Raw genomic sequence first — 23,486 nt, forward strand, 5'->3', positions numbered from 1 at the left:
GACCCCTGCCGATGGCGATTTCTGGGAATTCACCCTGGTATTCGATAGCACCGACACCTGCGGTGTTTCCGCTCCTGCCAACCCCGCCGATGCCGATAACTACCTCTCCTGGTCCTTTGTGGACGGACGAACTCTCGATGGTTTCGGCGCCGCTCCCCAGGACGACCACACTGTTGCTGGCGACGAAGTAGCCTGCAATAGCTTCGAATACTGGGCAGTTGCCACTGATTCCTTCGGCCTGACCACCAACGACCCGTACGCTGGCTTCGGTTCCTGGAACGCTCAGATTACCGGCACCTTCGCCACCCCCGCTCCGATCGGCCCTGAAGATCAGATCCTCGAATGGGGCTTCACCTTCCCCTCCACCGCCTCTGGCGTTTGGAACTTCAACATCAACCCCGAAGATGCGGCTGGCAACATGTACGATCCCACTTTGGCAGCTCCCTACACCTTCCGCAATTCCGCAATTGACGCTTCCGAAATGGAAGACTGCGTTGACTTCAGCGACACCGCTGGCCACGCGAATGAACTGTACATCCGCTACCTGGCCGACCTCGGCCTGATCAGCGGCTTCGCTGATGGCACCTTCGGCGCCGATGCCACCCTCACCCGCGCTGAAGCCTCTGCCCTCATCGAGATCTCCAACGGTTACGATGACACCACCCTCCCCACCTCCGCTCCTGCTGGTTGTGACTTCACCGATGTCGCCGCTTCCGACTGGTTCGCTGGTTGGGTCTGGCAGGCTTGTGATGACGGCTTCATGAACGGTGTGGGCGGCGGCTTGTTCGACCCGAACAACCTGCTCACCCGCGGCCAGATCGTCACCATCCTCAACAACGTAGTGGATGGCGGCGGCGCTGCTGTCACCCCTGGTTCATACTTATGGAGTGGCTTGCTGTGGGGCGCGTTCTTTGATGGTGCCCCTGAGTTCCTGACCTCTGCATGGACCGACGTTTCCATCGGCGCCTTCTATGCCGAACCGGTCGTCGAAGCCTACAGCTGGGGCATTGCCGAAGGCACCTCAGACACGACCTTCTCCCCGGATCAGCCTGTGACCCGCGGTGAATTCGCCAAGATGCTCTATCGCGCCTTGAGCTACTACTACGGTCCTTTCTAAAGTAATTTAGTTCGAAAATAGCAATATCTGGAGCGGACCCATCCCGGGTCCGCTCCTCTTTTTTATAGGTAGGGGGAGGAAAAAATGCCGTTTTTAGGGTGAATTTCCACCAAAATCGGAGTTTTTGATCAACTTTCAAATCTGCAAGGTTTTACCGGTCTCTTTTTAGGGTCTCATCCGTTAATACAATTAGATGCACTTACTCCGAAATGAGTAAGTGCGCGAATCCAACTCTTTATATCTATAGGAGAAACAAATTAATGAGTAAGAAAATCTTCACCGTATTGCTGCTGGCCGTGTTCATGCTGGCCCAGTTCAGCATTGCCTCCGCGGTCGCCGTAACCGGCGACGCTTCCATCACCGCCATCCCCGATTTTTCGAGTGGCACTGATGTAGACCTCGATTGGGCCGCGACCGGCATGGCCGCTGGCACCAAGAACATCCTGGTTTGGGGTCGTGAATATGCAGCGGTTCCCGTTGCCTACGACCCGGCCGACTGCCAGCTCATCGCCACCATCATTGGTACCAGCGATGCGAGCGGCACCTTCACCTATGATTTCACCACCACTGCCAACCTCAATGCGTTGGCCACCGGTGATCAGGTTGAATTCACGCTCAGCGTGGATGACCAGACCTGCGCCACTGCCGATGTCCCCGCGATTGACTCCGTCATGGGTGTCAACTACGTGGATGCTACCGGCCCCGTGTTCTTCTATGGCAATCCGCCTTCCACAGCGCTTGTCGCTGCTTCGCTCGACACTGCCGCCTGCAATACCTTCGAGTATTGGGCTCTTGCCCGCGATGCGAGCTTCGTTTCCCTCGACATTGCCTACTCTGGCTTTGGTTCCTGGAACCCGCAGGTGACCGGTACCTTCGCGCCTCCCGCTCCGATGGGACCGACCTCCTCCCTGCTCTCCTGGACGTTTGCCTTCCCCGCTACTGCAACCGGCCCATGGACTGCTTCCATCTCTCCTGAAGACATGGCCGGTAATGTCAGTGGCCCGGGCGTCTTGCGCAATGCTGTGAACGTGGTTCCTGCTGAATTGGAAGACTGCGCAACCTTCAGCGATATCGCTGGTCATGAAGACGAAGTGTATGTCCGCTACCTGGCCACCCTCGGCCTGATCAGCGGCTTCGCCGATGGCACCTTCGGCCCCGATAATACCCTCACCCGCGCTGAAGCCTCTGCCCTCATCGAGATCTCCAATGGTTACGATGACACCATGCTCCCCACCTCGGCTCCTGCTGGTTGTGACTTCACCGACGTGGCTGCCTCCGACTGGTTCTCCGGTTGGGTCTGGCAGGCTTGTGATGACGGCCTCATGAACGGCGTAGGCGGCGGCTTGTTCGACCCGAACAACCTGCTCACCCGTGGTCAGGTCGTCACCATCCTCAACAATGTGGCCACCTCCTACTTCGTCAACCCGGCCCTCTTCGGTGGTTTTATCGACACCCCCAACGTCTTGTTGCTTCAATTCCCCACTCCCGCCTATCCTTACGGTGGTTATGGCTTCCGCACAGCTGCCTGGACTGATGTTTCCGTCGGCGCGTTCTACGCCACCCCGGTACAGAAGGCTTACGGCTGGGGCATTGCTGAAGGTACTTCCGACACCACCTTCTCGCCCGATCAGGCTGCAACCCGCGGCGAATTCGCCAAGATGCTCTACCGCGCTCTCAGCCGCGAATTCTAATTTTCTAAACCTGTCTGTATAAATTGACGTTCTGGAGCGGACCCATCCCGGGTCCGCTCCTCTTTTTATAGGTAGGGGAGGAAAAAATGCCGTTTTTAGGGTGAATTTCCACCAAAATCGGAGTTTTTGATCAACTTTCAAATCTGCAAGGTTTTACCGGTCTCTTTTTAGGGTCTCATCCGTTAAGATAATTAGATGCATTTACTCCGAATTGAGTAAGTGTACAAATCCAACTCTTTATATCTATAGGAGAAACAAATTAATGAGTAAGAAAATCTTCACCGTATTGCTGCTGGCCGTGTTCATGCTGGCCCAGTTCAGCATTGCCTCCGCTGTCGCCGTAACGGGCGATGCCTCCATCACCGCCATCCCCGATTTTTCGAGTGGCACTGATGTGGACCTCGATTGGGCTGCGACCGGCATGGCCGCTGGCACCAAGAACATTCTGGTTTGGGGTCGTGAATATGCAGCGGTTCCCGTTGCCTACGACCCGGCCGACTGCCAGCTGATCGCCACCATCATTGGTACCAGCGATGCGAGCGGCACCTTCACCTACGATTTCACCACCACCGCCAACCTCAATGCGTTGACCACCGGTGATCAGGTTGAATTCACCCTCAGCGTGGATGACCAGACCTGCGCCACCGCCGATGTCCCCGCGATTGACTCCGTCATGGGCGTCAACTACGTGGATGCTTCCGCTCCTTTTTACATTCAGGGCAATCCCCCCTCAACAGCGGCTGTCGCTCCTTCCCTCGACACCGCCGCCTGCAATACCTTCGAGTATTGGGCGCTTGGTCGTGATGCCAGCCTGATTGCCACCACTGAAGCCTACTCTGGCTTTGGTTCCTGGAATCCCCAGGTGACCGGTACCTTCGCGCCTCCCGCTCCGATGGGACCGACCTCCTCCCTGCTCTCCTGGACATTTGCCTTCCCTGCTACCGCCACTGGTGCTTGGAGCGCCTCCATTGCTCCTGAGGATGCTGCTGGCAATATCAACCCGGTAGATTACTACCGCAACGGGGTTGCAGTGGTTCCTGCCGAATTGGAAGACTGCGCCACCTTCAGCGACATCAGCGGCTCTGACTACGAGACCTATGTCCGCTACCTGGCCTCCCTCGGCCTGATCAGCGGCTTCGCCGATGGCACCTTCGGCCCCGATAACACCCTCACCCGCGCTGAAGCCTCTGCCCTCATCGAAATCTCCAACGGTTACGATGACACCATGCTCCCCACCTCGGCTCCTGCTGGTTGTGACTTCACCGATGTGGCTGCCACCGACTGGTTCGCTGGTTGGGTCTGGCAGGCTTGTGATGACGGCCTCATGAACGGCGTTGGCGGCGGCTTGTTCGACCCGAACAACCTGCTCACCCGCGGTCAGATCGTCACCATCCTCAACAATGTGGCCACCTCCTACTTCGCCACCCCGGCCCTCTTCGGTGGTTATATTGCCACCAACAATATTCTCTTGAACACATTCTTCATCGGTGCTTATCCTGTGGGCTATGGCTTCCGCCAGGCTGCCTGGACCGATGTTTCCGTCGGTGCTTTCTACGCCACCCCGGTGCAGAAGGCTTATGGTTGGGGTGTTGCTGAAGGTACCTCCGACACCACCTTCTCGCCCGATCAGGCTGCAACCCGCGGCGAATTCGCCAAGATGCTCTACCGCGCTTTGAGCATTATTAACTAATCGCTCTTTGCACGTGCAAGTTGAATACCTGGAGCGGACCCGATATCGGGTCCGCTCCTTCTTTTTTTGTGGATCAAGCCTCGGGTTGTCAAGAAACGGAAGTAATTTCAAAAGTTGCAATGGTTTGCCGGTCTCTTTTTTGGGTTTCATCCGTTAAGATATATAGATATACCTGATCTGTTTTGACAGGTAATAAAAACACATCTTTTATTTATAGGAGAAACGATAATGAGCAAGAAAGTATTTACCGTATTGCTGCTGGTTGTGTTCATGCTGGCCCAGTTCAGCATTGCCTCCGCCGTTGCCGTAACCGGCGACGCTTCCATCACCGCCATCCCCGATTTTTCGAGCGGCACAAGTGTGGACCTCGATTGGGCTGCGACCGGCATGGCCGCTGGCACCAAGAACATCCTGGTTTGGGGTCGTGAATATGCAGCGGTTCCCGTCGCCTACGACCCGAACGACTGCCAGCTGATCGCCACCATTATCGGCACCAGCGATGCGAGCGGCACTTTCACCTATGATTTCACCACCACCGCCAACCTCAACGCGTTGGCCACCGGTGATCAGGTTGAATTCACCCTCAGCGTGGACGACCAGACCTGCGCCACCGCCGATGTCCCCGCGATTGACTCCGTCATGGGCGTCAACTACGTGGATGCTACCGCTCCAACTTACTATCAGGGCCATCCCCCCTCAACAGCGGCTGTCGCTCCTTCCCTCGACACCGCTGCCTGCAATACCTTCGAGTATTGGGCGCTTGCCCGTGATGCTAGTATAGTTTTTGCTGATGAAGCCTACTCTGGCTTTGGTTCCTGGAACCCACAGGTGACCGGTACCTTCGCGCCTCCCGCTCCAATGGGACCGACCTCCTCCCTGCTCTCCTGGACGTTTGCTTTCCCTGCCACCGCCACCGGTGCTTGGACTGCAACCATTCAACCTGAGGATATGGCTGGCAATATGTGGCCTGGTGTGGATCACTTCCGCAACGCTGTGAACGTGGTTCCTGCCGAATTGGAAGACTGCGCTGACTTCAGCGATGTAGCTGGAAACGACAACGAAGTGTATATCCGTTACCTGGCCTCCCTTGGCCTGATCAGCGGCTTCGCCGATGGCTCCTTCGGCCCTGACAGCACCCTCACCCGCGCCGAAGCGGCCACCCTCATCGAGATCTCCAACGGTTACGATGACACCATGCTCCCCACCTCGGCTCCCGCTGGCTGTGACTTCACCGACGTGGCTGCTTCTGATTGGTTCGCAGGCTGGGTCTGGCAGGCTTGTGATGATGGCCTCATGAACGGCGTGGGTGGCGGCTTGTTCGACCCGAACAACCTGCTCACCCGTGGTCAGGTCGTCACCATCCTCAACAATGTGGCCACCTCCTACTTCGCCAACCCGGTCCCCTTCGGTGGCTACATTGATACCAGCAATGTTCTCTTGAGCACGTTCTTCCTCCCTGCCTATCCTTACGGTGGTTACGGCTACCGCACCGCCGCCTGGACCGATGTTTCCGTCGGCGCGTTCTATGCCGTTCCGGTACAGAAGGCCTACGGTTGGGGTGTTGCTGAAGGTACAAGCGACACCACCTTCTCGCCCGATCAGGCTGCCACCCGCGGCGAATTCGCCAAGATGCTCTACCGCGCTTTGAGCATTATTAGCTAAACGCTCTCCATACGCGTAAGTTGAAGTTCTGGAGCGGACCCGTTATCGGGTCCGCTCCTTCTTTTTTTGTGGATCAAGCCTCGGGTTGGCACGAAATGGGGGAATTTACCAAATTGGTCGGTTTTGCCGGTCTCTTTTTCGCATCTCATCCGTTTAATTAATATAGCGTGATACTAAATTACGCCTATTGAGTTGAGATCTTCAACTGGGGGCATTTGAGATGAATGTCAGCATTTCCTGAAAGGAGGTAGACCACTAGAAAAATGTGTATGTTTATTGATTTAATCAAAAAACTGACCCTTCAATTTAAGGAGATATACATCATGAGTAAGAAAGTATTTACCCTGTTATTGGTTGCCGTATTCGCGTTGGCGCAGTTCAGCGTCGCCTCCGCGGTTCAGGTAACCGCAGATGGCACTCTCGTCGGTCCCGACTTCATGCCCGCAGGCGCTGGCGCCACAGTCACTCTGGACTGGACCGCCACCGGCCTTCCCGCTGGCACGACCTATGTAGACATCTATGCCCGCTTAATGGGCGGCACCTATGCCATTGGCGAGTGCCAGAATGTGGCCGTGATCGTCGGCACCAGCAATGGCAGCGGCACCTTTGATTATGTGTTCACCGGCGTTCCTGCCGATGGCGAGTATTGGGAATTCCTGATCGCGTTCGACGATACGGCTTCCTGCACCACCCTGCCTGCCGACCCCGCAGTTGCCGATAACTTCATGGCTTCCTCCTATGTAGATGGGCACTTCCTTGATGGCTTCGGCGCCATTCCTCCGAACGATGGCACGATCCTCACTCCTGTGGCCTGTAACACCTTCGAGTACTGGGCGATTGCCACAGACACCCTGGGTCTCGCTCCCGCCGAACCCTATGCTGGCTTCGGTGCCTGGAATCCGCAGATCACGGGAACCTTTGCTCCCGCCCCGATCGGCCCTGAAAATGAACTGCTCTCCTGGGTTTTCACCCTTCCTGCTACTGCGGCTGGTACCTGGACCTTCTCGATCAGCCCTGAAGATGCCGCTGGCAATAACGCCTGGACCCCGATCCCCTACTACTTCCGCTTCCCAACAGCGATTGCTCCTGCTGAACTGGAAGACTGCGCCACCTTCACCGATATTAGCGGCCACGCAAGTGAGACCTATGTGCGCTACCTGGCAACCCTTGGCCTGATCAGCGGCTTTGCCGATGGCACCTTCGGCCCCGATACCACGCTCACCCGTGCTGAAGCTTCCACCCTCATCGAGATCTCCAATGGCTACGATGACACCATGCTGCCGACCTCGGCTCCTGCTGGCTGTGACTTCACCGATGTGGCTGCCTCTGACTGGTTCGCCGGTTGGGTCTGGCAGGCTTGTGATGATGGTTATATGAATGGCATCGGCGGCGGCTTGTTCGACCCGAACAACCTGCTCACCCGCGGCCAGATCGTCACCATTATCAATAACGCCTACAACGTCGGTGGTACCGGCGGCTTCCTGGCTGCTCCATTCTCTGTTCTTAATTTTGAGTGGACCAATATCTACCGCGAAGCTGCCTGGAGTGACGTCTCCGTCGGCGCGTTCTATGCTGTGCCTGTTGTCAATGCCTATGGTGTAGGCGTTGCTGAAGGCACCTCCGCGACCACCTTCTCCCCGGATCAGCCTGTGACCCGTGGCGAATTCGCGCAGATGCTTTACCGTGCTCTGAGCCTTTACTTCGGTGGTTTCTAAAGCGATTTAGTTCGAAAACAGTAAGTTTTGGAGCGGACCCATCCCGGGTCCGCTCCTCTTTTTTGTGGATCAAGCCTCGGGTTGGCACGAAATGGGGGAATTTACCAAATTGGTCGGTTTTGCCGGTCTCTTTTTCGCCTCTCATCCGTTTAATTAATATAGCGTAATACTACTAAATTACGCCTATTGAGTTGAGATCCTCAACTGGGGGCATTTGAGATGAATTTCGAGCATTTCCTGAAAGGAGGTAGACCTTTAGAAAAATGTGGATGTTTATGGATCTAATCAAAAACCATGTCCCTCAAATAAGTAAGGAGTTAAACATAATGAGTAAGAAAGTATTTACCCTGTTATTGGTTGCCGTATTCGTGTTGGCGCAGTTCAGTGTCGCCTCTGCAGTTCAGGTAGCCGCAGATGGCACCCTCGTCGGTCCTGACTTCATGCCCGCAGGCGCTGGCGCCACAGTCACTCTGGACTGGACCGCCACCGGCCTTCCCGCTGGCACGACCTATGTAGACATCTATGCCCGCTTAATGGGCGGCACCTATGCCATTGGCGAGTGCCAGAATGTAGCCGTGATCGTCGGTACTAGCAATGGCAGCGGCACCTTCGATTATGTGTTCACCGGCGTTCCCGCCGATGGCGAGTATTGGGAGTTCCTGATCGCGTTCGACGATGCGGCTTCCTGCACCACTCTGCCAGCCGACCCCGCAGTTGCTGATAATTTCATGGCCTCCTCCTATGTGGATGGGTGGTATCTCGACGGCTTTGGCGCTATTCTTCCCAACGATGGCACGATCGTCACTGAGTCGGTTTGTGACACCTTCGAATACTGGGCGATTGCGAGCGATACCTATGGCCTCGCTCCCGCCGAACCCTACTCTGGCTTTGGCGCCTGGAACCCGCAGACAACCGGGACCTTTGCTCCCGCCCCAATCGGCCCTGAGACCTCAATGTTTAAATGGCAGGTCACCATGCCTGCCACCGCAAGCGGCACTTGGACCTTCTCGATCAGTCCTGAGGATGCGGCTGGTAACAACGCTTGGACTCCGGTTCCCTATTACTTCCGCACACCTTCCGCAATTACCCCGGCTGAATTGACCGAATGCGAAACGTTCAGCGACATCAGCGGCCATGCGGATGAAGTGTACGTGCGCTACCTGGCGACCCTTGGCCTGATCAGCGGCTTCGCCGATGGTTCCTTCGGCCCCGATAGCACCCTCACCCGCGCTGAAGCCTCCACCCTCATCGAGATCTCCAACGGTTACGATGACACCATGCTCCCCACTTCCGCTCCCGCTGGCTGTGACTTCACCGATGTCGCCGCCACCGACTGGTTCTCCGGTTGGGTCTGGCAGGCTTGTGCGGATGGTTACATGAACGGCATTGGCGGCGGTTTGTTCGACCCGAACAACCTGCTCACCCGTGGTCAGATCGTGACCATCCTCAACAACGTCTACAATACGGGCTCCACAGGTGGCTTCTTCAACTATGTTGATAACCTGCTCTTTATTGAGTGGACCAATATCTACCGCGAAGCGGCGTGGACTGACGTTTCTGTTGGCGCATTCTATGCCTACCCGGTGATCTACTCCTATGGTATCGGTGTTGCCGATGGCACCTCTGACACCACCTTCTCCCCGGATCAGCCTGTGACCCGTGGCGAATTTGCTCAAATGCTCTATCGCGCCTTGAGCGACTGGGAAGGCGGCCTCTAAGACTATTCTGTAATCCAGATTTTTTGGAGCGGACCCAACCCGGGTCCGCTCCTCTTTTTTTGTATGGCAGTCCTCGGGTTCGCGGGGAAACGGGGTAATTTCAAAAACTGCAATAGTTTGCCGGTCTCTTTTTGGGGTTTTATCCGTTAAGTAATTAGACATATCTGTTCTGGTTTAAGCAGGTGTGCAAAAACCATCTTCAAAGGAGAAAAGCAATGAGAAAGAAAGTATTTACCCTGTTGTTGCTGACTGTGTTCATGCTCGCCCAGTTCAGCACCGCCTCCGCCGTCGCCGTAGCTGGTGACGCCTCCATCACCGCCATCCCCGATTTTTCGAGCGGCACGGGTGTGGACCTTGATTGGGCCGCGACCGGTATGGCCGCTGGCACCAAGAACATTCTGGTTTGGGCTCGTGTTTATGCAGCGGTTCCCGTTGCGTACGACCCAGCCGACTGCCAGTTGATCGCCACCATCATTGGCACCAGCGATGCGAGCGGCACCTTCGCCTTTGATTTCACCACCACCGCCAACCTCAACGCGCTTGGCACCGGTGACCAGGTTGAATTCACCCTCAGCGTGGATGACCAGACCTGCGCCACTGCCGACGTCCCCGCGATCGACTCCGTCATGGCTGTCAACTATGTCGATAGCGACGATCCTTATGGCTTCCGTGGCTCCCCCCCGGATGTCGATGTCACCACCCCGGCTGTTATCGAGGATAACCGCGTTGCTTGTAATACCTTCGAACTGTGGGGTGTTGCGGGAGATGATGATGTTATCCCCGATGCCTATTCCGGCGTTGGCCCCTGGAACCCCTCTGTGACGGGCACCTTTGCTGTCCCCGCCCCGATTGGCGCGGATGACGAAGTGTTCTCGTGGGTGTTCAGCTTCCCCTCCACCGCCAGCGGCGCCTGGTCCATGTCCATCGACCCTGAAGACGCGATTGGAAATACAGACGGCTTTGCTGATTACTACCGCGACGGCACCCTGCTTACGACCGTGGATGCGGCTGAATTGGCTGATTGTGAAACCTTCAGCGACATCAGCGGCCATGAGGATGAAGTGTACGTGCGCTACCTGGCCTCCCTCGGCCTGATCAGCGGCTTCGCCGATGGCACCTTCGGCCCCGACAACACCCTCACCCGTGCAGAGGCTTCCGCCCTGTTCGAGAAGGCCAACGGCTACGATGACACCATGCTGCCTGCTACGGCTCCTGCTGGCTGTGAATTCACCGATGTCGCCGCCTCCGACTGGTTCGCCGGTTGGGTCTGGCAGGCCTGTGATGACGGCTTCATGAATGGCGTGGGCGGCGGCTTGTTCGACCCGAACAACCTGCTCACCCGTGGTCAGGTCGTCACCATCATCCACAACATTTGGTTGAATGGCGGCGGTACGGCTGGCTCCTATCTCGACTTTGCCGGTCCTTCCACCACACTTCAAGATGAGTGGAATAACTGGGGCGATACTCTTCGCCACGCCGCCTGGACCGACGTCTCTATTGGCGCGTTCTATGCCTACCCGGTGATCTACGCCTACGAAGTGGGTGTTGCCGATGGAACCAGCGCCACCACCTTCTCACCCGATCAGGCTGCCACCCGCGGCGAATTCGCCAAGATGCTCTACCGCGCTTTGAGCCGCACTGACAATCACTAATTCATAACCAAAAGATATTCTGGAGCGGACCCGGTACCGGGTCCGCTCTCTTTTTTTGTGCAGCAGGTTACAGGTCAAGATTGAAACGCTGCATGCTGAACAAAGGTCATGCCCTTACTTAATTCCCACTTATAGCGATTGACTTTGAGGTGACTAATCTATAAAATACAACTATTCAGATTGTCATCGTCTGAATCTTTGTAAAGCGGATGACATCCATTATTTTTATAAAGGAGAAAACATGAGCAAGAAAGTATTTACTGTTTTGCTATTGGCTGTGTTCATGCTGGCACAGTTCAGCATGGCTTCAGCCGCCACTGTGCCCGGTACCGGTTCCATCACCAGCATTCCGGGGCTGGCAAACAATGTCAGCGTTGATATTGGCTGGTCTGCCACGGGCATGGCTGGCCCCACCCAGAATGTATTGCTCTGGGGTAAAGATTCCAATGCACCGGCGTATCTGCCTGCGGATTGTCACGAAGTGGCGACCACCGTTGGCACAGCCAACGCTTCCGGTACCTATACTTATATGTTCGCTGGTGTGGGCAACGGAGATGTCATCGATTTCACCGTCACCATTGACAGTGCCATGTGCGCCGCTGCGACCGTACCCGCTGTTTCCGACGTGATGGATTTCACCACCATTGATGGTGTGGCTCCCTACGGATTTTTTGCAAATCCTCCTTCGCTCGAAAATGTCGCGAATTTCTACGATCAGCATGTTTCCTGCAATACATTTGAGTTGTGGGGCGTTGCTTCAGACAGAATTTACACCGATCCCGATCCCTATTCCGGCTTTGATTCCTGGAATACAGGTTCAACGGGTTCCTTCTCCTCACCAGCCCCACTCGGGCCGGATTACAGTGTGCTCTCCTGGGAAAATACCTTCCCGGCCACTGCCAATGGAAACTGGTCTTTCTATACCAATCCGTCTGACATGATCGGCAATGACTGGGGCGGCAACTATTACTGGCGCAGTGCTGTTGCGGTGACCCCCGATGAATTGGCCAACTGCGCCAATTTCACCGACACCGCCGGTCATGACACCGAAACCCAGGTGCGCTATCTCGCTGACCTTGGCTTGATCGCTGGTAACCCGGATGGCAGCTATGGCGTGAACAGCACCCTGACCCGCGCCGAGGCTTCTGCCCTGTTCGAAAAGGCGAATGGCTATACTCCCGCCATGCTGCCTGTCGCTCCGCCTTCCGCAGCTTGTACCTTTAGTGACGTTTCCGCCTCCGACTGGTTCGCTGGTTGGGTCTGGCAGGCCTGTGCTGACGGCTTCATGAACGGTTTGGGTGGCGGCTTGTTCGGCCCCGCCGACCTGCTCACCCGTGGTCAGATCGTCACCATCTTCAATAACATTGATGTGATGGGCGGCGGTGTGGCTGGCAGCTTCCTTGACGGCGGCGGTACATTCAATACCGTGCTCAACTTCGAGTGGAACAACTGGGGTGCTGGCTATCACCTGCGCCCGGCGGCCTTCTCGGATGTTCCCATAGGCGCCTTTTACACCAACCCGGTTCAGTATGCATTTGCGGTGGGTGTTGCCGATGGAACCAGTGCAACCACCTTCTCACCGGACCAGCCTGTGCTGCGTGGTGAGTTCGCCAAGATGCTCTATCGCGCTTTGAGCCGCGTGTAATAAAAATTTGTACCATCGGGCGGCCCCATTACCGGGGCCGCCCCTTTTTTAAATCGATGTGAAAATTATTGACTCGTAATTCGGAATGTTCTAAAATACAACCATTCAGACCGCCATTGTCTGAGGTTGGATATGACCGAATGGCATCCATATTATTCACAGGAGAGAAAATGAGCAAGAAGATATTTACGCTTTTGTTGTTGGCTGTGTTCATGCTGGCGCAGTTCAGCATCGCCTCAGCCGTGGCTGTGGCTGGTGATGCCTCGATCACCGCGCTGCCCGATTTTTCAAGCGGTGCCAATGTAGACCTTGACTGGGCTGCGACCGGCATGGCTGCTGGCACCAAGAACATCCTGGTATGGGGCAGGTTGAACGCCGCGGTTCCCGTAGCGTATGACTGGAATGATTGCCAGTTGATCGCTACCATCATTGGCACCAGTGATGCGAGCGGTACCTTCACCTACGATTACACCACCACCGTCAACCTGGCTGCGTTGAGCTCCGGCGATATCGTTGAGTTCACTCTCAGCGTGGACGATCAGACCTGTGCCACAGCCGACGTCCCCGCGATTGATTCCGTCATGGGATCCAATTACGTGGATGACGATGGGATGGACGGTGATTACTTCAACCCGCCCTCTCTGAACATCGCAGATTTCGATAGCACCCCGGTCTCCTGCAATACCTTCGAAATGTGGGCGGTTGTGTCTGATAAGACCACTGTTCCTGCCGGAGATGCGTACTCTGGCTTCGACTCTTGGAACCCCTCCACAACGGGCACTTTCGCGCCTGCCCCGATTGGTGCGGATGCTGCGCTGTTCTCGTGGGTGTTCACCTTCCCGTCCACTGCCAGCGGCGCATGGATTTTGGGCTTCAACCCGACCGATGCGGCCGGGAATGAGTGGAGTCTGTCCACCTTCCGTGATGGCGCTGCGCCTGTGAATGTAGTGGGTGCAGATGAGTTAGAAGACTGCGCCGACTTCAGCGACACCGCTGGTCATGCGTACGAAGTGTACATCCGCTACCTGGCCGACCTTGGCCTGATCAGCGGCTTCGCCGATGGCACCTTTGGCCCCGACAACAACCTGACCCGCGCCGAAGCGTCCACCTTGTTCGAAATCGCCAACGGCTACGACACGACCACCCTGCCGACCTCCGCTCCTGCTGGTTGTGACTTCACCGATGTATCTGCTTCCGACTGGTTCGCTGGTTGGGTCTGGCAGGCTTGTGCTGACGGCTTCATGAACGGTGTGGGTGGCGGCCTCTTCGACCCGAACAACCTGCTCACCCGCGGTCAGGTCGTGACCATCTTCAACAACATCTATGAAATGGGCGGCGGCACCGGCGATTATCTCGATTTCGCCAATGGCAACGCCCTCAGCCAGGATTGGACCGATTGGGAAAACCCGTACCTGCGCGAAGCCGCATGGACGGATGTTTCGGTTGGCGCGTACTACGCCATCCCCGTCCTGCGCGCTTATGGTATCGGCGTGGCTGAAGGCACCAGCGCCACCACCTTCTCGCCTGACCAGGCCGCAACCCGCGGTGAATTCGCCAAGATGCTCTACCGCGCCATCAGCCAGCAATAAAAAGATTTTTGTTCGAATGTAATTTGAGCGGACCCATACGGGTCCGCTCTTTTTATGGCAATTGACGCATCCCTCAATCAACTATAAAATGCTTCTGTCATGATCAAGATGGGAGTGTTTCTTTGAAGAAATTAAAAGTTGCTTTATATTGCCCCGATCACCATCTTTCCTATGATGGCAGCACCCCCGATAAACAGGGAGTGGGCGGCGGCGTCATGGTACGGATTCGCCTTGCGGCGGCGCTGGCAAAATTGGGGCATCAGGTCACGATGATCTGCAATTGTCCGCGCGCGGCGGTGTTCGATGGGGTGCAATATCTTCCGCTGGCACAGGTGCGGAGCATTGATGTGGATGTACTCATCCTTAGCAGCAGCGGCGGCGATCTGGATCTGCGCCCGGCCCTGGCTCTGGATATCAAAGCGAGTCTGCGCCTGATCTGGGTGCATGGCACGCCATTGCTTAAAGGGTTGCATGAGATTCCCTTTGATTTTGTCTGTTCGCCGAGCAATTTCATCCGCCAGTGGGCGATTCAGGAGTGGGGTGTTCCGCGCGAAAAGACATTCGTCAGCTATCACGGCGTGGACCCTGCCTTCCTTCAAGAGCCTGGCCTTTTCAACCGCAGGGAACGAAATCTTTTTAAATTGGTGTACGCGAGTCATCCATCGAAAGGATTGGATGCGGCGCTGGGCGTATTGAGAATTTTGCGCGCGCAGGATGCCCGTTTTGAATTGCATATCTACGGGGGCAACCGTCTCTGGGGTGGGGCCGAGCAGGCTCCAGCGCAGGAAGACGGCGTCTTTTATCATGGCATGGTCGGTCAGCGTGAATTGTCGCGTGAACTGCGCACCAGTCACATCGCTTTGAATCTTCAAGACCGTCTCGAACCCTTTGGCCTTTCCTTGATCGAAGCGATGGCTTCGGGCAATATCGTGGTCGCCAGCCCGATGGGCGCGTACCCGGAGATCGTCCGCGATGGGTACGATGGTTTCCTTGTGGAAGGGAATCACATGGCGGAGGAAACCTGGCAAAAGGTGGCGCAGATGGCGCTGACTTTGGTGAGTGCGCCCGATTTTTCGAGCACCATTCGTCACAATGCGCAAGCCGCTGTGCGGAATTGGGAAACGGTGGCGCGTACCTGGGTCGGTCATTGGGAATGGGCCATGCATACCTCTGAGCGGCGGATGTGGGCGGATCCCTGCCCGGACTGTGGCGGGCCTCAACTGCCTCTGGCAGACGGTTATCATTGCGCCTCGTGTGGTTTGTATCTCCGGAAAGGCTGAAAACTTTAATGCTGTATAGACTCTATCGAAAAGTTCTCGATCGTTATCAACAGAATCCCGATTCGTTATTCGCCCGCTTTGTGCGGATGGAGATCAACTGGCTGGTGAAGACTCTGCAAAGGCGCCAGCAATTTCATTTTCCCGCCCGGGCAACTGGCGGGTGGTGGTGGATCGAGCGTTTCCGCTTCGAGATTCTGATGCGTTGGTTGGAAGTCGAATCGGTGGAACGTGTTCGGAAAGTGGTCAAGCCTGGCATGACCGTGGTGGATATTGGGGCACACATCGGCTATTACACCCGCCTGCTCGCGGATTTGGTCGGCCCGACTGGGCGTGTGCTGGCTTTTGAGCCGAACCCCGAGAATTTCAGTGTGTTGCAAAAGAACATGTCTTTGCCGCGTTACAGACATGTGGAATTGTTTAACTATGCAGTCGGCGAGCAGGAAAGCATATTGCCTTTGTATGTGTCACCGGGCAACAGCAATCACAGTTTGATCGAAGGCTACACCAAGGCGGAAGGCGTCATCGAAGTGCGTTGTGTGGACCTTGATTCCTTTTTGCAGGAACGCGGTATCGAACAGGTCGGTTTTGTCAAAAGCGATACCGAAGGCGCCGAGCCGCTGGTCTTGAAAGGGATGCAGAATACCGCGGCGCGTTCTTCAAACCTGCACCTGCTCATGGAGTTGAATCCCACCGCCCTGCGCTGTGGACATGTGGAACCTGAGCAATTCCTCGAAAGCATTCGCAGCATGGGCTTCGAGATCGAAATGATCACCTCCGAGCTTTCGGCCAAAGAGAGTGATGCGAATATGCTGTGCAGTAAAGTGCTGAAGACACAATAACAATCTTTTGCGCTGTAGAGATACAAAGCCACAGGTTTTTTTCTCCGTGCCTCTGTGTCTCCGTGTTTTGCAAGATAAATCCCGGAGAAATAAAATGCTTCAACTTTTCAAAAGAACATCCATCATCCTGCTTGCCCTTATGCTTTTACTGGCCGCCCAACCCTTCACGGTGGCGCACGCTGCGCCGCCTGCGCCCATCGAGATCACCCTGTATCAGCCCGATGGCTTCGCATTTCAAGCCCTCGCCTGGGGCGACGAATGGTCGAACGGCATGGAGACTTTGGATGGTTACACCATTTTGAAAAACGAACAGAGTCAATATTGGGTGTATGCCGCTGAGCCAACCGCTGACAGTCTGCGCCCGTCGGCCTTGATCGTCGGCAGGGATGATCCCGCTGCAGCCGGTCTGCCTTTGCACATTCGCCCGAATGTGAATCGCCCTGCGGGCAGTCCGCCTGCGGGATTTCAACCCATTCCAGAAAGCAGTGTCAACGTAGGCACACAGCGGGTGTTGGTGCTTCTGGCGCAGTTCCAGAATCAACCGTCGATTGGCACCGATGCTGCTTATTGGAGTGACAAGGTCTTCGGTCCCGCCTTGAGCGTGAAAAAATATTACAAGGAAGTTTCCTACGGGCAGCTCAATCTGCTCCCTGTGGTCGAAAACTATGGCACATCCAGAGACGGCATTGTCGGCTGGATCACATTGCCGTACAACCATCCCAACTCCGGGCAAAATGTTTCCGATCACAACCGCCAGATCACACGCGATGCCATCCTGGCCTCGGCTCCGTATGTGGATTACACCGTCTACGACACAAACAATGATGGTTATATTTCGAATCGTGAATTGCACATCATCGTGGTCGTCGCTGGCTATGAAACAGCCTTCGCCAGCACCAGTTCCTGCAAGCCCGGCATTTGGGCGCACTACTGGGGCTTCGAAGGTGGGAAGGTCCCCGCGCCGGTGGTGTACGGAAAAACCATTGGTGAGATCAGCGCGGGCGGCGGATATGTGCAAGTGGGCGAGTGGCATTGCGCCGACCTGCCTGGGTTTACGCCCGGTTACCCCGCCACAATGGGCGTCATCGCGCATGAGTTCGGTCACAGTTTGAATCTGCCCGACCTGTACGATACGAGCGGCCGTTCATCGGGCATCGGCGTTTGGGGGCTGATGGGCATGGGCACATGGAATACGACTGGGACTCAGTTGGGTGACCTGCCCGCACATCACGACGCCTGGAGCAAATGGTACGAAGGCTGGACAACCCCGCTTCAGCTTCGCGGACTGGTAGCTGGTCAGCCGATCCCCAATGCAGAATCCAACCCGACAGTTTTCCAGCTTTTGGATAACCCGAATGGCTTGGATTGGAAATTCAACTCAAATTCAGGCACAGGCGAGTATTTTCTCGTGGAGAATCGCCAGCAGACCGGTTTTGACGCAGGCTTGCCCGGCTGTGGTTTGTTGATCTGGCACATTGACGAAAGTGTGCCTTTCGATAACTCAGCCAATGCGGGCAACCCGCGCAGGTTGGTGTATCTTGTGCAGGCCGATGGCTCCGATGAACTTGGCCGGGGCCGCGATACCGGCGATGCGGGCGACCCCTTCCCCGGGTCACGGTGGAATCAGGCCTTCTCCGCTTCTTCAAACCCGAACAGCAATTTATATAACGGCAGTCCGAGCAGCGCCAATGTGTTGAACATCAGCGGCTGTGCCAGCACCATGACCGCCGATTTCCTCACTCCCGGCGACGGCATCTTCGCAGATATCACCCCCGATTACTGGGCCGTGGATTCGATCGAGAAGCTGTATCAAAACGGCATCACCCAGGGCTGCGGAGTCTATCCGCTGATCTATTGTCCTGAAAGTTCAACCACCCGCGCTCAAATGGCGATCTTCCTGTTGCGCAGCAAACACGGCAGCAGTTATGTTCCGCCTGCCGCCACGGGTACGGCCTTCGCCGATGTCTCCGCCGATCATTGGGCCGCCGCATGGATCGAGCAACTCGTTGCCGAGGGCATCACCGCAGGCTGTGGCGATGGCAATTATTGCCCCGAAGCCGAAGTGACCCGCGCCCAAATGGCGGTCTTCCTGTTGCGAAGCAAATATGGCGGCAGTTACACACCGCCCGCGGCCACAGGCACCGCCTTCACCGATGTCCCCGCTGATTACTGGGCCGCCGCATGGATCGAGCAACTGGTCGCCGAAGGCATCACCGCTGGCTGCGGCAATGGCAACTACTGCCCCGAATCCGCTGTGACCCGCGCGCAGATGGCCGTATTTCTGGTGCGGACGTTTAATTTGCCGTAGAGAGCGTTGAGAAAATTAAGCGATTCTACACAAAGGAACATTATGGCAACAACAAAGAACAAATGCCTAAAATGTGATGGTGACATGGTCAGAGGATTTATTCTCGATTACGCAAACGGTGCGATTGTTGTCCCAAACTGGTATGAAGGTGTGCCCAAAAAATCCTTTTGGCAGAGAACTTCAGAACCAACCACCGAGGGAATTCCTGTCGTTGCATTCAGATGTTCAAACTGCGGGTTTATGGAATTCTATTCTCACAAAAAGCACAAAGCAAAATAAGGCTGCTGTTTGCCTCACCGCCGAGGACGGCGGTTCGAGCGTAGAAAATTAAGTTTGTTGTTTGCCTTTACTTCAGGTGGCAGTCACTTAGCAAGTGACTGCCACCTGTTTTATCATCATTGCCTCCTGCATGGAGTTCGATGATAATAGGCGGACATTTCCTGGAGAGGCAGTATAGACAGTGGATAAAAACAATAAAAAGACCATTCTGGTGGCAGGCTATTACGGATTTGGCAACGTCGGTGACGAGGCCATTCTCAGCGCCATCCTGACCGATTTGCGAAAACAACGCGAGGGACTTGAATTCATCGTCATCTCGTCGAACCCCGAAGAAACCGCCGCATCGCACAACGTCCGCTCGGTGCATTGGAAGGAGATCAACGCCTTGATGGATGCGGCCCGCGAATGCGACCTCATCATCCTCGGCGGCGGTGGCATTTTTCAGGATTATTGGGGCACCCCGGCAGGTACCCATTTAACCGAATTTCATTGGGGTATTTCGTATTACAGCAGCATCGGCCTGCTGGCTTCCCTGTTCGATAAACCCTTCATGATCTATTCCGTGGGCATTGGTCCGCTGTTGACCGATGAAGGCAAACGCTGGACGCGCCTCGCCTTTGAACTGGCCGATGCCGCCACAGTGCGCGATGTCGAATCAAGGGATTTGCTGGCTTCGCTGGGTTTTCCCAAAAAACAAATTCTCATCAAACCCGATCCTGCGCTCAACCTTTCACCGAAACTGAAAGCCGCGGCGGAGATTCTTCAAGCTGAAGGCATTTCCCCCAAAGAACGCCCGATGGTCGGCGTTTGTATCCGCAATTGGACCGAAGGCGAAAAAGGCGGTGCATGGAAACAGGAATTGGCGTCCGCGCTGGATTCCTTCCTCGAAAAACATAACGCGCAGATCGTGTTCATTCCCTTCCAGGTGGGTGAGCACGAACTTGAGAATGACTACACGGTTTCAGTGGAAGTCATCTCCATGATGCAGAATCAGGAACGGACGAAGGTTTTGCCGCAGGCCTATTCCCCGGAAGTGGTCGAGGGACTCATCGCCCGCTGCCGCGTGGTCATCGGTATGCGTTTGCATTCGCTTGTTTTTGCCGCCAGCGTCGGAGTTCCATCGGTTGCATTGATCTACGACCCGAAGGTCAAGAACTTGATGAAATTTCTCGGCCTTTCGGATTATGCGCTCGATCTTCAGACCATGAATGTAGATTCGCTTTCGGATACCTTCCACTATCTTTGGGCTGACCAGAAACAGGTGCGCGCATCACTGGCGGAGCAAGGTCAGAAATTCAAACAGCTTGTTCAAACGAATACAACACTGGCTTTGAAACTGCTCGACCAAAAGACCAAACGCATCGAAAAGCCCGTGGCGTTGCAATTGATCCGCGATCTGGCTGTCAAACAAACGGGCGCCTTCTTCGTCCGCGAAAAGGAAGCACAGGCATTAACTGCGGATGTTGCAAGACTCAATCAACAAGTGGCGGACCAACTCGCGCGCATCGCCATCAACGAATACGAGATCGACCGCATTCAAAAGATCGTGGATTACCAGCAGTATCAACTGCATGAAATGGTCCACAGCACTTCATGGAAGATCGCGTTGATCTTTCAAAAGATCAGGACCACGCTCATTCCGCTCGGCAGCCGACGCGAGAAGCTGGTGAGGTTCCTGTTCCACTGGTTCTTCCGCAAACCACGCGCATTGATATCGCGCATCCGCGCTTCGATTCGGACCAACGGGGTGTTTGGTGCGATCCTGAAAGGCTTTGTCGCCATTTGGGTTTCGCTGACCTACCCGATCAAAAAAGCCATTTTCAAACAGCGCTATGAACGCGAGTTGAAAGAATTGGAAACCATCATCGCCGGGCACAACGGTTTCTTCGACCTGTTCCACATTCCGATGGGTTGGAATACGATGTTGTTCCAGCGTTTCCAGCATGTTTCATTGCAATCGGCCAAACTGGGCGGAATCGCCATCTACGGCGGCCATCCCACCGTGGACAAGGATATCTTCGTTTATAAAAAGGCCGCCGAGAATTTGTATGTCTTCAAAGCCACCGACCCGCAGATCACGGAACGCATTTTGCAAGCCTTGGAGAAAAAGGGCAATTCCACCGTGCTGCGCATCGAATCCATTGACCTGGTGACGACAGCCGAAGATGTCGAGAATTTCCTGCGCCGTGGTTTCCGTGTGGTGTATGAATACATAGACGAGATCACGTCCGATATCACAGGCAACGTACCTGAACTTGTCCGTGATCGACATCAAGCCTTGTTGAGGAATGAAGCCGTGTTTGTTGTGGCTACCTCCGATCAGCTGTATGAAGAAGTCGCCCGTCATCGCGCAAAGAATTTTGTCCTCAGCACCAACGGTGTGGATCTCGAAAACTGGCGTATTCCCAAGGGCGAGCCGCCCGTGGATATGAAATCCGCATTTACTGGAAACACCATCGTCGCCTATCATGGCGCGCTTGCCAAGTGGCTCGACTATGACCTGCTGCGCATGATCGCCGATGAAGGCAGTTACGAACTGGTGTTGATCGGCCACGAGCATGACGATGCCTTCGAGAAGAGCGGGTTGAAGAGCCATCCGCGTGTACATTTTCTCGGAAGCAAACCCTACTCACAGTTAAATCAATATGCGATCCATTATGGTGTGACGATCCTGCCGTTCAAGAAATCCAATCTCACGGAGGCGGTCTCGCCTGTGAAGATATTCGAATACATGGCGGCCTTGAAACCGATCGTCACCACCGACCTGCGTGAATGCAAAAAATATAAGTCCTGCCTCACGGCTGAGACGAACGAGGAATTCATGCTGCAATTGAAACGTGCCACTGATCTCAGGAACGATGCCGAGTATCTCAAGGTGCTCGACACCGAAGCGAACGAGAATTCGTGGGAACATAAGACCATTGAGATCCTGAACATGACCGGGGTGAAGCTGTGATCAATCGAATGATTCAATTCGCCCTTCGCATCTACCGCAAACTGCCGATGCCTGAGCCGCTTCGCCGCAGGCTCTCGATTCTGTCACAGCGCATTTTCCGTCCGCGCAGCGCGCCTGCCATGCCTGAACCTGCGAAAACAAAAATGTATGAGCAGTACACCAAACAGGTCCTCGCGATTCCCGACAAGACGGATGAATATGTTGAACTGGCTTCCGATGCCTATAAGCCGCAGGCGGGTGATCCGCTTTTGCTTGCGTATTACCTGCCGCAATTTCATCCGACCCCTGAAAATGACGAGTGGTGGGGGCGCGGCATCACCGAATGGCACAACGTTGCCAAGGCTGTTCCGCAATACGTAGGGCATTATCAGCCGCGCCTGCCCGGTGAGTTGGGATCATACGACTTGCGCCTCACAGAAAACATCGCCCGTCAGATCGAATTGGCAAAATCGCACGGCATTCACGGCTTTGCCTATTATTACTACTGGTTCGATGGCCGCCGCTTGCTCGATAAACCACTCGATATGTTTTTGAATCACCCCGAACTCGATTTCCCCTTCTGCCTGTGCTGGGCAAACGAATCGTGGACGCGTCGCTTCGACGGCACCAGCGGCGAGGTCATCATGTATCAGAACGAATCGGTGGAGAGTTACAAATCCTTCATCGAAAGCATCAAGCCCTACGCGGCAGACAAGCGTTACATCCGCGTGGATGGCCGCCCGGTGTTGATCGTATACCGCCCATCCTTCGTGCCCGAATGCGCGGAAGTGTTGGCGCACTGGCGTTCCTATTGTCAGCAGGAAGGACTCGGCAATCCCTATATCATCGGCGTCAAGGAAAACACCTTCGATGGCGACCTGCTGGCGCTTGGCTTCGACGCCCAGAGCGAATTCCACCCGGGCACGGTCTTCCGCTATTGCAGAAACATCACCAACGAGATCAGCTTCATGCGCGATGACTTCGGCGGAATCGTCCTCGATTACGTGGATCTGGTGAAGAACAAGCAGTATTTCAAGTTTCAGGCGAAGAAACTTCACCGCGCCATCATGCCGATGTGGGATAACACCCCCCGCCGTAACAACACGCCGATGATCTTCGAAGGCGCCAGCCCTGCGCTGTACAAGGAATGGCTCATCGATATTCTGCGCGAAGCCCGCAATAGCAAGGAACTCGACGCGCCCTTCATCTTCGTCAACGCGTGGAATGAATGGGGCGAATGTGCCTACCTCGAACCCGACCGCAAATACGGCTATGCCTTCCTGCGTGCCACCCGCGAAGCCATTGAAGAGACTCGCAAAGCCGAAGGCGAATAGCATCTTCCTTCGGGTCCTTTGTGACCCTTCGT

General features: G+C 55.3%; 15 protein-coding genes. All 15 read left to right on the forward strand.

What is annotated here, in order from left to right; genetic code table 11:
* On the forward strand, positions 1 to 1,117 hold a 1,117-nt coding region (locus IPI86_RS08155; RefSeq protein WP_345297503.1), incomplete at its 5' end, for an S-layer homology domain-containing protein.
* A 260-nt stretch (positions 1,118 to 1,377) separates the two neighbouring features.
* Entirely contained in the window at positions 1,378 to 2,808 is a 1,431-nt protein-coding gene (locus tag IPI86_RS08160) for an S-layer homology domain-containing protein (RefSeq protein WP_345297504.1), read from the forward strand.
* 262 nt (positions 2,809 to 3,070) lie between these two features.
* Positions 3,071 to 4,498 (forward strand): S-layer homology domain-containing protein, encoded by a 1,428-nt coding sequence (locus IPI86_RS08165; RefSeq protein WP_345297505.1) that lies wholly within the window; start codon positions 3,071 to 3,073, stop codon positions 4,496 to 4,498.
* Positions 4,499 to 4,726: 228 nt separating this feature from the next.
* Complete coding sequence (locus tag IPI86_RS08170; protein ID WP_345297506.1) at positions 4,727 to 6,160, forward strand: S-layer homology domain-containing protein; 1,434 nt, start codon at positions 4,727 to 4,729, stop codon at positions 6,158 to 6,160.
* A gap of 323 nt (positions 6,161 to 6,483) precedes the next feature.
* On the forward strand, positions 6,484 to 7,875 hold the full coding sequence (locus IPI86_RS08175; RefSeq protein ID WP_345297507.1) for an S-layer homology domain-containing protein: 1,392 nt from the start codon (positions 6,484 to 6,486) through the stop codon (positions 7,873 to 7,875).
* A gap of 326 nt (positions 7,876 to 8,201) precedes the next feature.
* Entirely contained in the window at positions 8,202 to 9,593 is a 1,392-nt protein-coding gene (locus tag IPI86_RS08180; protein ID WP_345297508.1) for an S-layer homology domain-containing protein, read from the forward strand.
* 215 nt (positions 9,594 to 9,808) lie between these two features.
* The gene (locus tag IPI86_RS08185; protein WP_345297509.1) at positions 9,809 to 11,245 is read left to right on the forward strand and encodes an S-layer homology domain-containing protein; all 1,437 of its coding nucleotides are present in this window, start codon (positions 9,809 to 9,811) and stop codon (positions 11,243 to 11,245) included.
* Positions 11,246 to 11,486: 241 nt separating this feature from the next.
* Positions 11,487 to 12,890, forward strand: a complete 1,404-nt coding sequence (locus IPI86_RS08190) for an S-layer homology domain-containing protein (RefSeq protein ID WP_345297510.1) — start codon at positions 11,487 to 11,489, stop codon at positions 12,888 to 12,890.
* Between the two features lie 170 nt (positions 12,891 to 13,060).
* Positions 13,061 to 14,479 (forward strand): S-layer homology domain-containing protein, encoded by a 1,419-nt coding sequence (locus IPI86_RS08195; RefSeq protein ID WP_345297511.1) that lies wholly within the window; start codon positions 13,061 to 13,063, stop codon positions 14,477 to 14,479.
* Positions 14,480 to 14,601: 122 nt separating this feature from the next.
* The gene (locus tag IPI86_RS08200; RefSeq protein ID WP_345297512.1) at positions 14,602 to 15,759 is read left to right on the forward strand and encodes a glycosyltransferase family 4 protein; all 1,158 of its coding nucleotides are present in this window, start codon (positions 14,602 to 14,604) and stop codon (positions 15,757 to 15,759) included.
* Positions 15,760 to 15,767: 8 nt separating this feature from the next.
* Entirely contained in the window at positions 15,768 to 16,598 is an 831-nt protein-coding gene (locus tag IPI86_RS08205; protein WP_345297513.1) for an FkbM family methyltransferase, read from the forward strand.
* A 94-nt stretch (positions 16,599 to 16,692) separates the two neighbouring features.
* Positions 16,693 to 18,906 carry a M6 family metalloprotease domain-containing protein gene (locus tag IPI86_RS08210; protein ID WP_345297514.1) on the forward strand — a complete coding sequence of 738 codons (2,214 nt, stop codon included), beginning with the start codon at positions 16,693 to 16,695 and terminating at the stop codon, positions 18,904 to 18,906.
* A gap of 42 nt (positions 18,907 to 18,948) precedes the next feature.
* Entirely contained in the window at positions 18,949 to 19,185 is a 237-nt protein-coding gene (locus IPI86_RS08215) for a hypothetical protein (RefSeq protein ID WP_345297515.1), read from the forward strand.
* 181 nt (positions 19,186 to 19,366) lie between these two features.
* Positions 19,367 to 22,141 carry a polysaccharide pyruvyl transferase CsaB gene (gene csaB / locus IPI86_RS08220; protein WP_345297516.1) on the forward strand — a complete coding sequence of 925 codons (2,775 nt, stop codon included), beginning with the start codon at positions 19,367 to 19,369 and terminating at the stop codon, positions 22,139 to 22,141.
* Positions 22,138 to 23,454: a glycoside hydrolase family 99-like domain-containing protein gene (locus tag IPI86_RS08225; RefSeq protein ID WP_345297517.1), complete on the forward strand. Its 1,317-nt coding sequence runs from the start codon at positions 22,138 to 22,140 to the stop codon at positions 23,452 to 23,454. Before csaB ends, IPI86_RS08225 begins: the two co-directional genes overlap by 4 nt.
* Positions 23,455 to 23,486: the final 32 nt, after the last annotated feature.

It is taken from the genome of Candidatus Villigracilis affinis, assembly GCF_016705895.1.
Lineage (GTDB): Bacteria > Chloroflexota > Anaerolineae > Anaerolineales > Villigracilaceae > Villigracilis > Villigracilis affinis.